The 12,961-nt window shown below is 63.3% G+C and carries 9 protein-coding genes; 6 read left to right on the plus strand and 3 right to left on the minus strand.

From position 1 onward, the window contains the following. Positions 1-183: 183 nt before the first annotated feature. From E4191_RS05745 to E4191_RS05755, 3 genes are read right to left on the minus strand one after another with little or no spacing between them, the layout of a single operon-like run. The gene (locus E4191_RS05745) at positions 184-3,543 is read right to left on the minus strand and encodes an error-prone DNA polymerase (protein ID WP_135312561.1); all 3,360 of its coding nucleotides are present in this window, start codon (positions 3,541-3,543) and stop codon (positions 184-186) included. Continuing rightward, positions 3,540-5,060, minus strand: a complete 1,521-nt coding sequence (locus E4191_RS05750) for a Y-family DNA polymerase (protein ID WP_135312562.1) — start codon at positions 5,058-5,060, stop codon at positions 3,540-3,542. The genes E4191_RS05745 and E4191_RS05750 overlap by 4 nt, the downstream gene beginning before the upstream one ends. Continuing rightward, positions 4,978-5,736 (minus strand): ImuA family protein, encoded by a 759-nt coding sequence (locus tag E4191_RS05755; protein ID WP_135312563.1) that lies wholly within the window; start codon positions 5,734-5,736, stop codon positions 4,978-4,980. The genes E4191_RS05750 and E4191_RS05755 overlap by 83 nt, the downstream gene beginning before the upstream one ends. Positions 5,737-5,974: 238 nt before the next feature. Here E4191_RS05755 and E4191_RS05760 point away from each other — a divergent pair, with 238 nt between their 5' ends. The 6 genes from E4191_RS05760 (at position 5,975) to E4191_RS05785 (ending at position 12,837) form a co-directional block, all read left to right on the plus strand. Continuing rightward, a complete protein-coding gene (locus E4191_RS05760; RefSeq protein WP_135312564.1) occupies positions 5,975-7,006 on the plus strand; it encodes an IS110 family RNA-guided transposase in 1,032 nt (343 codons plus the stop codon). Positions 7,007-7,073: 67 nt separating this feature from the next. Further along, positions 7,074-7,253 (plus strand): hypothetical protein, encoded by a 180-nt coding sequence (locus tag E4191_RS05765; RefSeq protein WP_135312565.1) that lies wholly within the window; start codon positions 7,074-7,076, stop codon positions 7,251-7,253. Between the two features lie 3 nt (positions 7,254-7,256). After that, positions 7,257-7,925 carry an SOS response-associated peptidase gene (locus E4191_RS05770; protein WP_228461576.1) on the plus strand — a complete coding sequence of 223 codons (669 nt, stop codon included), beginning with the start codon at positions 7,257-7,259 and terminating at the stop codon, positions 7,923-7,925. Between the two features lie 264 nt (positions 7,926-8,189). Further along, entirely contained in the window at positions 8,190-10,709 is a 2,520-nt protein-coding gene (locus E4191_RS05775) for a tetratricopeptide repeat protein (RefSeq protein WP_135312566.1), read from the plus strand. A 34-nt stretch (positions 10,710-10,743) separates the two neighbouring features. Next, positions 10,744-12,183, plus strand: coding sequence for a PIN domain-containing protein (locus E4191_RS05780; protein ID WP_135312567.1), 1,440 nt, complete (start codon positions 10,744-10,746; stop codon positions 12,181-12,183). A 219-nt stretch (positions 12,184-12,402) separates the two neighbouring features. After that, positions 12,403-12,837 (plus strand): VOC family protein, encoded by a 435-nt coding sequence (locus E4191_RS05785; RefSeq protein WP_135312568.1) that lies wholly within the window; start codon positions 12,403-12,405, stop codon positions 12,835-12,837. The last annotated feature ends 124 nt before the right edge of the window (positions 12,838-12,961 follow it).

The raw sequence follows: 12,961 nt of genomic DNA on the forward strand, positions 1-12,961 counted from the left end.
CGGGGGCCCAAGGGGCCTGCCAAAGGGGGCGTCTGGCTATTCCTGCGGGCTGGGCCCGACAGCAGGTTGATGAGCCCCACTATCCTCCTTCCCGCATGGCCGTGTTTTGCTCTGACGACGGGTGACGCTTCCTTCTGATTCACTGACGATCGAGTCGGTCATCAGAAGCGCAATGTCGGCGTCTTACTTGAAATCCCTGGTCTTCACCCTGACCGCGTCGATGCGGAGGTCCGGGATATGGATGTCCCGGGGCTGTGACCTTTGAGGTGCCGTTTTCTGGCCAGCCGTGGCCCGCGGATCCGGCGCAGGTTCACCCCGATAGAACTCATCGCCGCGACCGTGGGGCAGGGGGAAGGCCTCGCCGCGCTGGCCGATGCTGGCCAGTTCCGCCGAAAGATCGGTGAGACGGTAGATGACCAGATGCACCACGTCGCCGTCGCGCTGGATGCGCCCCGTTGCTGCGATCATTCCGGCCGACAGGATGATCCGGCGGTGGGCCTCGAAGACCTTGGGCCAGATGACGAGATTGGCAATGCCGGTCTCGTCCTCCAGGGTGATGAACATGGTGCCTTTGGCGGAGCCAGGGCGCTGACGGACGAGGACAAGGCCGGCTATCCCGGTCCAGCGGCGGTTCGGGGCGGCCATGGCCTCGGCGCAGGTGCGGATGCGGTTCTTCGTCAGGCCGGCGCGCAGAAAGGCCACCGGGTGACGGCGCAGGGACAGGCCGGTATGGCTGTAATCCTCGACCACCTCGCGCCCGGCAGCCATCGGGCGCAGGGAGACGGTTGGCTCGACATGGGGCAGGGGTGGTATGGCGGCACTCCGGCTGCGATCCTCTTGTGCAGCACCGTGGTGCGCTCTGGGCTTGTCATCATACCTCGCCGGTGAAGGCGCATCCTGCTCCACCGCCGCGAACAGCGGCAGATCGTCGTTGCGCAGACCCTTGATCGCCCAGATCGCCTCGCGCCGCGCGAGGCCGAAGGCGGGCAGAAACCCGTCGGCCTCGGCGATGCGGGTCAGCGCGGCCATCGGCGCCCCCGCGCGGCGGCAGAGATCGGAAACGCTGGCGAAGGGCCGGACGGCGCGGGCGGCCAGGATGGTATCTGCGTGGGCTTCCGCCAGCCCCTTGACCATGCGCAGCCCAAGGCGGACGGCAAAGCGATCCTCGCCGGGGTCGCCCACCGGCTCTAGCGTGCAGTCCCAGTCCGACGTCGCAATGCAGATGGGTCGAACCTCGACCCCATGATCGCGGGCATCGCGGACGATCTGCGCGGGGGCATAGAACCCCATCGGCTGGCTGTTCAGCAGCGCCGCGCAGAAGGCGTCGGGGTGCCAGCATTTGAGCCAGGCCGAAGCATAGGCGATCAGCGCGAAGCTGGCGGCGTGGCTTTCGGGAAAGCCGTAGCTGCCGAAGCCCTCCAGCTGGCGAAAGGTGCGCTCGGCGTAGTCGCGGTCATAGCCGCGCTCGACCATGCCCTCGACCAGCTTGTCGCGGAACCTGGAGACCCCGCCGGTGAACTTGAAGGTGGCCATGGATTTGCGGAGCATGTCCGCCTCGCCGGGGGTGAAGCCCGCGCATTCGATGGCCACGCGCATGGCCTGTTCCTGGAACAGCGGCACGCCCAGGGTCTTGCCCAGCACCTTCTCCAGCTCCGGGGTGGGGTAATGGACCGGCTCCAGCCCTGCCCGGCGGCGCAGATAGGGATGGACCATGTCGCCTTGGATCGGGCCGGGGCGGACGATGGCCACCTGCACCACCAGATCGTAATAGGTGCGCGGCTTCAGGCGCGGCAGCATCGACATCTGCGCCCGGCTCTCGATCTGGAAGGTGCCGAGGGTGTCGGCCTTGCGGATCATCGCATAGGTGCGCGGATCCTCGGCCGGGATGCTGGCCAGATCGTAGCGGATGCCCTTGTGGACGGCGATCAGGTCCAGCCCTCGGCGCATGCAGGTCAGCATGCCGAGCGCCAAGATGTCGACCTTCATGAACTTCAGCGCATCGATGTCGTCCTTGTCCCATTCAATGATCTGCCGATCGGCCATGGCGGCGGGCTCGATGGGGACCAGATCGTCGAGACGGTCATGGGTCAGCACGAAGCCGCCCGGGTGCTGCGACAGGTGCCGGGGCGCGCCGCGCAGCTGCGCGGCCAGATCCAGCAGCAGCCGCAACCGGCGGTCGCCGGGGTTCAGGCCCAGCTCGCGGAGCTGGTCGTCGGTGATGCCCTCCTCGCCCCAGGACCAGATCTGCCCGGAGATGGCGCGGATCAGATCCTCGGGCAGGCCCAGGGCCTTGCCGACGTCGCGCAGCGCGCCCTTGGAGCGGTAGCGGATGACCACGGCGGTCAGCGCGGCATGGCTGCGGCCATAGGTGCGGTAGACCCACTGGATCACCTCCTCGCGGCGCTCATGCTCGAAGTCCACGTCGATGTCGGGGGGCTCGCGACGTTCCTCGCTGATGAAGCGCTCGAACAGCAGGTCGTTGCGGCCCGGGTCGATGGAAGTGATGCCCAGCACGTAGCAGACCGCCGAGTTCGCCGCCGAGCCGCGGCCCTGACAGAGGATGCCCCTGGAGCGGGCAAAGCGGACGATGCTGTTCACGGTCAGAAAGTAGGGGGCGTAGTCCAGCCGGGCGATGAGGCGCAGCTCGTGGCCCAGGCTGGCGGTCACCTCAGCCGGGATGCCCTCGGGGTAGCGCGCGGCCGCCCCCTCCCAGGTCAGGGCTTCCAGCGTCTCCTGGGGCGTCAGGGCCGGGTCGTCGCGTTCCTCGGGATACTGATAGCGCAGCTCGTCCAGCGAGAAGCGGCAGCGGTCGGCGATCTGCCGGGTCCGGGCTAGGGCCTCGGGGTAGCGGGGGAACAGACGCGCCATCTCGGACGGGGCCTTCAGATAGCGATCGGCGTGGCGCTCGCGGCGAAAGCCCAGGGCGTCGACGGTGGTGGTGTGGCGGATGGCGGTGACCACATCCTGCAGGATGCGGCGGTCAGGGACGTGGAACAGCACATCATTGGTGATCACCGTGGCCACGCCCAGCCCGGCGGCGAGGGCCGACAGCTCGTAGAGGCGCAGCTGGTCGTTGGGGCGGCGGCGCAGGGTCAGGGCCAGATGTGCCCGGTCGCCGAATGTGTCCCGCAGACGGCGCAGGCGCAGGGCGCAGGTGTCGTCCGCCGTATCGGGGATCAGGATGGCCAGCAGCCCCTCGGCATGGGCCTGCAGATCGGCCCAGTCCAGATGGCATGCCCCCTTGCCCGCCCGGGCCTTGCCGATGGACAGCAGCCGGCAGAGCCGCGACCAGGCCGGACGGTCGGTGGGATAGACCAGCACCGACATGCCGCAGCGCAGATCCAGCCGGCAGCCGACGATCAACCGCACGCCGGTCTCCTTGGCCGCCTCATGTGCGCGCACGATCCCGGCGAGGCTGTTCCTGTCGGTGACCGCCATGGCCTTGATCCCCAGAAGCGCAGCGGTGGCGAACAGCTCCTCGGCCGAGGACGCCCCGCGCAGGAACGAGAACTGCGAGGTGACCTGCAGCTCGGCATAGCTCATCCGAACACCCCGTGGATGAACCAGCGATGCGAGCCGGTGGTCGCATCCTCGCCGTCGCCGGCGCGGAAGATCCAGAAGCGCTGCCCGGCCTCGTCCTCGATGCGGAAGTAGTCCCGCACCGCCCGGGCCTCGGCATCGCGCTTCCACCATTCGCCGAAGATCCGCTCGGGCCCGTCGGCGCGGCGGACCCGGTGGCGGATGCCGCGCCAGGAGATCCAGTTCGGCGGATGGTCGGGCAGTAGCGCCAGGGTGTCGATGGGCTCGGGGCGGGGCAGCAGGCGCGAGGGGCGGGGCCAGTGCCCCGGCCAGCCCAGGCCCTGATCCGGCGACAGCGCCGCGATCCGCGCCACCGAGCGTTCCGGTATGTCGCTGGCCACCGGGCTGAGGCGATAGACGGCACGGTGCCCGACGCGGTTGGCCAGCATGTCCACCAGATCCGAGATGTCCGGCGGGGCCTGCTCCAAAAGGCTGCTGGCCTGCCGGGGCACCAGCGGCTCGGCGAGGGTGGCGGTCAGGGTGATGATCTCGATCCCGAAGCCCGGGTCGATGCCGGGGATCTTGTCGCAGAGCAGCCGGGTCAGTCGCTTGGGGTCGCGTTGGGCCACGGCCAGTCCCACGCGGACCGTCTCGATCCGGTTGTCGACCCGCCAGCACAGCAGGTCCAGCCGCCGGGCGCCTTCGGACCTCGCCTCCAGCGCGGCGCAGAGATCCACGACCAGCTTGCCGATGTAGCGGGCGATGGTCTCGGCGGCGGCGATGGGTTCGGCGAAGCTGCGGCGCACTTCCACCAGGCCCGCGGGGCGCAGGGGATCGATGGGCTCGGCCACCTCGCCCAAAGCCTGATCCAGCCTTCGACACAGCTCCGGGCCGAAGCGCAGGGTCAGCGGCGCGCGGGGGGTCTCCATCAGGTCGCCGATGGTGGCGAAGCCCAGATCCCGCAGCCCGGCCACGGTGGCATGCGGCAGCCGCAGGGCCGCCAGGGGCAGCGGGGCCAGCACTGCGGCCGTGGCGCCGGGCAGGGCGATGCAGGCTGTGCTCTCGCGGTGGTGACGGGCCAGCGCATGGGCCGCGCCCCAGGTGTCGGCGATAGCAAGGCGTGCGGTGATGCCCGACAGGGTCAGGCGCCCCAGCAGCATCTCCAGCAGCGCCTCCTCGCCGCCATGCAGTTGATCGGCGCCGGTGACGTCGATCACCACCCCATCGGGCGGATCGACCACCACGATCGGCGCGATGCGCTGCAGCAGCCACAGGCCAAGCCGCTCCAGCGCCTCCAGATCGGCGCGCGGATCGGCGGGCTCGACGCGCAGATCCGGGACCAGCGCCTGCGCCTTGCTCACCGGCATGCCGATGCGCAGGCCCTGTCCCATGGCCGCCTCGCAGGCGGCGGTGACCACTCGGCGGTTGCCGACCCGTCCTACCAGGATCAGCGGGGCCTCAGCCGAGGGCGTGCTGTCTGCCTGCCGCTGCCGCCGATCGATCGGCCACATCGGCAGGCAGACCGAGATGACCCGTGCCATCGCAACCCTCCAGCTCGAGATCGAAGGACTCGCCCGCCCGCGCCCGGATCAGCTCGATCAGCCAGCGGGGCCGGCCGACGCCCGGGACGGGCAGGGGGGCCGAGGGCAGCACCGAGACCCGCCAGCGGGTCATCGCCGCCGTGGGCTGCCCGAAATCGCTGGCATCCGCCTGCCGACGCCAGCGCCGGAGCGCGATGCCGGTGGTCCCCGAGGCCTTGGCCGCCAGATGCAGCCGCCGCGAGGCGGTCATCGACAGCTTGGCCACATCCGCCACCACCGCACCCAAGCCCCCGTGCCGCAGCCCTTCCTCCATGCAGGCCAGCACAGCGGTGTCGTCTCCCGCCTCGACATAGATCACCCGGTCCGGTGACAGGCCCGCCTGCTCCAGCCCCGGGGCGAACAGATCGGCCTGGGTCACGCACCACAGCACCACCCCCGGCAGGCGGGCGGCAATACCGGCGGCGAAGCAGGCCGCCGCCGCGCCATCCACTGCCCCGCCACCACCGCCCGCCACTTCGTGCAGGCAGCCCCTCGCCAGCCCGCCCTGCGGCATCCGGCGGTCGAGCATGTCCACGCCGAAGGGCAACACCTCGCGCGCATGCATCTCCTCACCCTCGAGATGGGCGATGCGGGCGCGCAGGGCGGCGACGGTGGGGCGGGAAACGGCATCGGGCATGGTGGGGCAGGGGGCCTTTCATCTCAAAGTTGCGGAATCGTAGTTCCTGTTTTGTTCTTATTGCGGCAATGTGTCAACCGGGGAAGGCCATCGTGATCCGGGAGAGTGCGGGCACACCGAGTTCAGCTATGCTGAACTGAAGGAAGAGGAGATGTGGGTCGTGTGCTGGTGTGGACGGCTTCTTAACCCACCGGCTTAATGACGTCGCTGTCAAAAGCCAGTTGAGAGGAGAGATCCGATGAAGACCATACCCATCCGTATCGGCATGGACACGTCGAAGTCCGTCTTCCAGTTGCACGGAGTTGACGCCAACGAAAATACTGTTGTTCGACGTCAGCTTCGGCGCGCCGAGATGATCCGCTACTTTGAGAAGCTGCCCCCTGCGCTGGTCGCGATCGAATCCTGCGGCAGCTCGCATCATTGGGCGCGCGTTCTCTCGTCGTTCGGTCATGACGTCAAGCTGATACCGCCGCAATATGTGAAGCCTTACGTGAAGCGTGGGAAAAACGATGCGGCCGACGCCGAAGCCCTTTGCGAAGCGGTAACACGGCCGAACATGAGGTTTGTTCCGATCAAGTCGACGGAGCAACAGGCGGCATGCATGCTGATGACCGTTCGGGAACGTCTGGTCAGCGTCAAGTCGCAGCTTTCCAACGCCTTTCGGAGCTATGCTGCTGAATTTGGCATCGTCGGGCCGGCAGGGCGGCAGAACGTTAATGCATTGATCAAGCGGGTTCTCGAGGATGACACCCTCCCAGAGCTGGCGCGGGATCTTTTCCGTTTTCAGGCGAAAGAATACGCAGCGGTCGAAGCACGCCTTGAGGAGATCGAAACCAGACTGATGGCGTGGCATCGGGACGATGATGTCAGTCGGCGACTTGCAACGATCCCTGGTATCGGCCCCATAGGATCGGCCATGCTGAGCATGAAGGCCCCGCCCGCCAAGAGTTTTCGATCAGGTCGCGACTTCGCTGCCTGGATCGGTCTGACACCAAGGGACCATTCGACGGGTGGGCGAATGCGTCATGGTGGCATCACCAAGGCTGGCGACGCCGGGTTGCGATCAGTGCTGGTTGTCGGTGCCACGGCGTTGCTCAGGCATATCAGGGCGGGCCGACACAAGCCGACACCTTGGCTCGCGGCGCTCCTCGAGCGCAAGCCGCCGAAGCTAGTCGCCGTCGCACTGGCCAACAAATTCGCGCGTATTGCCTGGCGCCTGATGGTGTCGGGTGGAATTTATAGTCGACCACCTGACAGGATGGCGGCATAATCCGAGATAGGGCTGTCGCGGGCGGGTGCCCGGCAGATAGTCTTGCCAGACTTGCAGGACGCAGGAGATGGAAAAACCAATCGGTCGATACGCGCGTGATTCCGAAGATTACACTGGCATCGACGATGCCGCCTGTGTGCTTGGAGCGGGCGTAGCGAACACCATCTGGGCCAGCGAGCTAACCTCGCACAAACAGGCCGGACATCTGATAGCAAGCGATTTGGTTAGAAGTCTGCTACAATCCTGACAAGTGGGGGCCGTCCACATCTGCAATTTATATAATCTGACCAGCAACCAGCAGGCGATCCGGGACTTCGTGCGGATCACCCATGACATTACCGGAAATCTGGAGCCCGGTCTTGACGTCTACCCCGACCGCCCGGCACCCGTCATCCGGCAGACTAGCGAGGGGCGGGAACTGTCGCGGATGAAGTGGGGCATGCCCACCCCGCCGCAGTTCCTGAAGACCCCGGATGCCCCCGACACCGGGGTTACCAACATCCGCAATACCGCCAGCCCTCATTGGCGCCGTTGGCTGGGCCCAGAGAACCGATGCATGATCCCTGCTACGGCTTTCTCGGAATATGGCCAAACCCCGGATCCGGTAACTAGGCGCAAGCCGCTATGCTGGTTTGCGGTGGATGAGACACAACCGTTGTTCGTCTTCGCCGGGATCTGGACGACATGGCACGGGACGCGCGGGTCGAACCGCACTCCACGGCCGGGGGAGCATCAGCTATTCGGGTTTTTGACGACCGAGCCGAATGCCGTTGTGAAGCCGGTCCATCCCAAAGCCATGCCGGTTATCCTGACGACGCCGGAGGAGATCGACGTATGGCTTAACGCCGAATGGAAGGACGCCAAGGAGTTGCAAAGGCCGTTGGCAGATAAGGATCTGGTGCAACTAGCGAAAGGGTAATCACTAAACAGATTTGGTTCAGGCGACCGAAGCAAAGGGCGGAGAGCCGACCTTTTCCGCATCTGCAGCCTGCTGCGATTAAAACTGGGGAGTGGACATGCCTACTGGACTAGTGCCGAGCACGGCCATGTCGGGCGGAGTGCAGACTCTCGCTGTGCAACTCATCGACGTCGAATCGCTTAGCTTGTGCTTCGAAGTAATCTTTCCGATTTCGAAGGGCCTAAGCTAAGGTTTGGACTCAAAAAATACAAAGCCACGAGCAGCATGGTCAACGTCACAAGTGTAAATCTTCCCGCGCCGACCGACTGGCAGGCATTCGAGCGGCTGACGAGGGATCTGTTCGAAAGCGAATGGCAGACAGACGACGCCCGCGCCAATGGCCGGTCGGGCCAAGAGCAGCATGGTGTCGATGTTTTCGGCACCGACCGGGTTCACAAAAAGTGGGTTGGCATCCAGTGCAAAGGCCGCTCCGGCGGAAGCTACGGGAAGGCGCTTAAAGAAAAAGATCTTCGTGAAGAAGTCGAGAAGGCCAAGGCTTTCCGACCCCCACTCGACAGGTTCATCCTCGCTACCACAGCCCCCAATGATGCGCGAATACAGGAAGTCGCGCGAGAGCTGAACGAGAAGAACCGCAAGGAGCTTCTCTTCGAAGTCGATGTTATGGGTTGGGACGAAATCAAAGCTGTTCTCAATCGCCATCCTCACGTCGCGGCGATTCATTGTTCGGGCGTATCAACGATCGCCGACCTCCAGATATCGGAAGCGATGAATGACCTGCGCGGTGACATCTCCAGGGAGCTGACAGGGATCTCATCCGCCATCCTTGATTTCCAAAGGTCAGCCTCGGCAGCAATAGAGAGAGAACCGTCCGATGACGCACTCGGTCAGCGCATCACCGACGCCGCCGATCTTCTGAATGATAGCCCTGCGCAGTCGGCCATCTCCCGGCTCGAGAAGCTCTTGGAAACCGAAGGCCGCGAAGCGAGCGCGCGAAATCGCTTTCGTCTGAAGGCCAATCTTGGATCCGCCCATTTTGCAAAGGGTGACAAGGATACAGCCATAGATTGGTATCGTCAGGCTCACGATGAGTATCCTGATACATCCGAAGCGCTATCCATACTGGCGGCTGCTGAGTCCATCGCAGGCAATCGTGAGAAGGCGGCTGAACTGGCCGCCAGCGCCATGGCGATGCGAGAGCCACAACAGCGGGCAGCCGGAGTGTTCCTGGAGACGGCTCCCGCGGAAACGCCATGGCAAGAGCTTCAGGACCAGCTTCCGAAACAGTTTCAGCGGATCCCAGAGTTCCTTCTGGCACTCGCGGAGCACGCCCAGAAAGCGGGCCAGATCACGGATTGCCGACGGTTGACCAAGGATGCGGTCAATAGAGATCCCGAGAACTGGCGCGTGCGCGCATATGCGGGCTACCTCAGGTTCCAGGAGTTAGCCGAGCGAGAAGACATCCGCAGCCTCAGGCTCATGCGGAAAAGCGACATCGAGATCGTCGAGGATGCGAGAGCACATTTTCTTCTTGCCTGGGACCTTCTGCAGGCAAGCGGATGGGCGCGAGAGGCCGAAACCTGCGTCATGAACGCCCTCTCGGCCTCCCTGATGCTTGGGGATGACGAGAAGGCCGAAGAGCTCATCGAAGAAGCATTCCGGAAACTGGGAGATGCGCCGCAACTACTCCGGTTCCGCGCTGCTTATCAGATGCACAAGGGTGAGAATTCCGCGGTTGCCGATGCGCTATCGAGGATTCCCGAAGGCGATCGGGATCCGAATGACGAGCTCATGCTTCTCCAGGCGCGCATCAATGAAGATGATCCAGAAGCAGCCCTCGCACGTGCCGAAGTATTGTATCGAGAAGCGGAGGACGACAGTTTGCGTATTGCATTTGGCAACTGCCGTATCCTGGCGGCAGCACAGGTCAGCCCAGCTCTCTTTAAAGAAGTTGCCCATGACGTCATGACCGAGCATCCAGACTCCACTCTGCTCTTGGCCTGCTTCGTGTTCAACTATCCCGGCGATCTCGACGATCCCACGGTCATCGATCGCCTTGCCGAGTTGTCAGGGCATGAAACCAACAGCTTCGCTCGTGTCGGTGCGGCCCATGCCCTTGCGAGGGTCGGGCGGAACTCGGACGCCGCGGACATATACATCGACCTCTGCAGTCCTGACACGGATACGCCCCAGCTCAGGATGGCACTTCAGACACTGGTGAACAGCCGCAGAACCCGCGAAGCCCGAGAACTCTACGGGAAAATCGACGCCGGGATCAAAGATACCCCGAGCATGCGCAGGATCGGCTCAGTCATCTTTCAATGCGCTGGAAACCTGACGGGTGCCAGGAAGGAACTCGAGCACGTGTTCAGAACGGGGGAAGAAACCCTGGAAGACCGAGCTCGCTGGATCGATATCTGTGAGCGTCAGCCGGATACCACGGCAATCGCTCAATACCTCGACACCGTGCCAGTGGATATTGCCGGCAATCCCCGGATGCGTATGCACTTCGCACACAAACTTGATCACTACACGGACGATTTTCACAAGGCTTTAGAGATTGGATACCGCGCGTTGCGCGACGGCTACGAAGACTCGCAAATACACCTTGGCTTCATGGTCGGGTTGATCCTGACCGGCCGGTCTGGGCGACATGTCGATTTCAACCGCGAAGTCGTCGAGGAGGATACGGTCGTTGTGGTCTCGCGAGATCACGCTGACCCGCTCACGAGGATCATCGAGACAGCCCCTGTCCCACGGGGCGGACCGCGACGAAATTTCCCCTGATGACCCATTGGCTCTTCGCCTGATGGGAAAGGCTGTGGGTGACAATCTCCCGATGGATTCCGCTGTCGGGAGGCTGAACGCCACCGTCACAAAGATACTGTCCAAGTATGCCCATGCGTATCATCGGTCTCAAAAGGACTTCGAGCGCCTGTTTCCTGAAAGCAAGATATTCGGAGCGCTGCGGATCGATGAAAATGATCTGGAAGGCAGCTTTCGTCCCATCCTCGAAAGCGCCAAGAAGCGCACAGAGCAGGTCAAGCGCATCGAGGAGGCCTACGCTTCCGGGAAAGCCCCCATAGCTTTGTTGGCCTCCGCTGGTGGAGGCACGGTTTTCGATTTCTGGGATTTCCTTCGGCACCACGGCAGCATCAAGATCAAGATGGCCCTCGGTAATGCCGTCGAGAGGAAGGCGGCGACACAATCGGTTCTGGCTACGCCTGGCCTGATTATAGATGCCATCACCCTATACGGCGCCCAGACCCTCGGATTTGTAGGCAGCATTCTTCAAGCCTACCCAGATCTGCACATCACCCAGAGCAGCATCGATCTGCTTCACGAGGCCCACCAAGCCAGGGTGGATGCCATCGGAGGTGCGGGACACCGAGGTAGCCTTGTCGCGGACGATCACGGGACGCGCATAATCGAAATGTCCCAGGAAACCTCCGACCTCCTCATCTCGAACCTCAGACAAACCCTCGAGATTGCAAGAGGCCTAGCGATCGCCATGCCGCAAGAAGGCACCACTCTTCATCCGGATTTTGAAGCTGTATTCAAAGATGTTGGCCCTTGTTTCGTAGATACGTTGGTAGTCGCCAAGGAGAGAGGTTGGACCTTGCTGGCGGATGATACTGCTCTCCGGCTGTTCGCCGGCATGGATGGTATTTCATCGGCTTGGAGCCAGGTTGCGCTGCAGATCGCGCGCAATGCGGGCGCGCTTTCGCAGGATGCGTATTCTGATGCCCTCGGGGCAATGCTGGAGGGGAACTACCGCTACGTCAGCATCGACGGAGACACGACGCAGTTCGAATGGGAACGCAAGGATACGTCGCCATGGCTTAGCCAATTCCTTGATCATATCGCCCTACCGACAAACGACCCCTGGAGCATTGCTCAACTGATCGGGTCCACTCTCTTGGATCTCTGGGACGGTGAGGACAATGGTGCCCTTTGTGCCGCCTATGCCGCCTTCATGCTTGAAGCTCTCTCAGAGAGGTTAGGCGAAGATGGGGCGGTGAAGATGCTGGGTGACTCGGTAGCCGCGGCAATCTCAAGGGCGCAGCGAAACGCTCGCATGATCAAACTCCCCCCAATCCTGTCGAGAACTACCAGCCTCGCTTCCCCAAGTTTTCTGGCCCAGGAAATCAATCGCGACCATAAAGAAGCCGTCTTTAACACAATAGGTGACTGCGTGAAGTCAGCGCGGAAACCAGCTAAGCTTCCTTCAATTGATCTCATGGTTCATGGTGATGAATGACGTTACACGACACAAGGGTCTGCTTTCCGGAGCCGCGTTGCAGAAACCGGTGGGCCAGCGAATGACCGTTTCGGGCCGTTCGGTCCACTGGTGAAGCATTTGCTATTCATTGCCCAGGCATTCGCCCAACCTGCGTTAACTATCGCTTACGTCATACATCGAATGGAGTTTGAGGCGATAAGCGGAGGCTTGGAAGCTCTCCGCCAATGGAGGACCCCAATGGAAACCATGATTCTGAATCGCGGACGTCTCATCGATCATCTGCATCTGGTGGTTGAGGACTATCCCGGCGCCTTGCGCTTCTACAGCGCGGTGCTTCAAGTGCTGGATGTGCCGATCGGCGGCTCAGGCGAGGACTATTTCTGGGCCGACGAGCTGTTCGTCTCGACCGTTGGAAGCGAGGCGGCGGCAGGCGTGCCCACTGGGCGGCACCATCTTGCATTTCAGGCAGCCAGTCGCGAGATTGTGGATGCCTTCCACGCGGCAGGAGTCGCCGCAGGGGGGTGCGACAATGGCGCGCCCGGCTTACGGCCGTATCACCCGCAATACTACGGCGCCTTCCTCCTGGATCCTGCCGGAAACAACATCGAGGCGGTCTATCACGGCCCGGCTGCCCGAAGCGCGCCCTCGGTAACGGTCGAATTCGAGTCGTGAAAGGCCTGTCATCTTGCAGCAAATCCAATCCGAGCAGCTACCATCGGGAAATTGACGACTGCGTGCTTACAAGGTGTCTGTCGGCTTTAGGTCGCCGAGACGGCTGACTTTACTTTTCCTGTCT

It is taken from the genome of Paracoccus liaowanqingii, assembly GCF_004683865.2.
In the GTDB taxonomy this organism is placed as follows: domain Bacteria; phylum Pseudomonadota; class Alphaproteobacteria; order Rhodobacterales; family Rhodobacteraceae; genus Paracoccus; species Paracoccus liaowanqingii.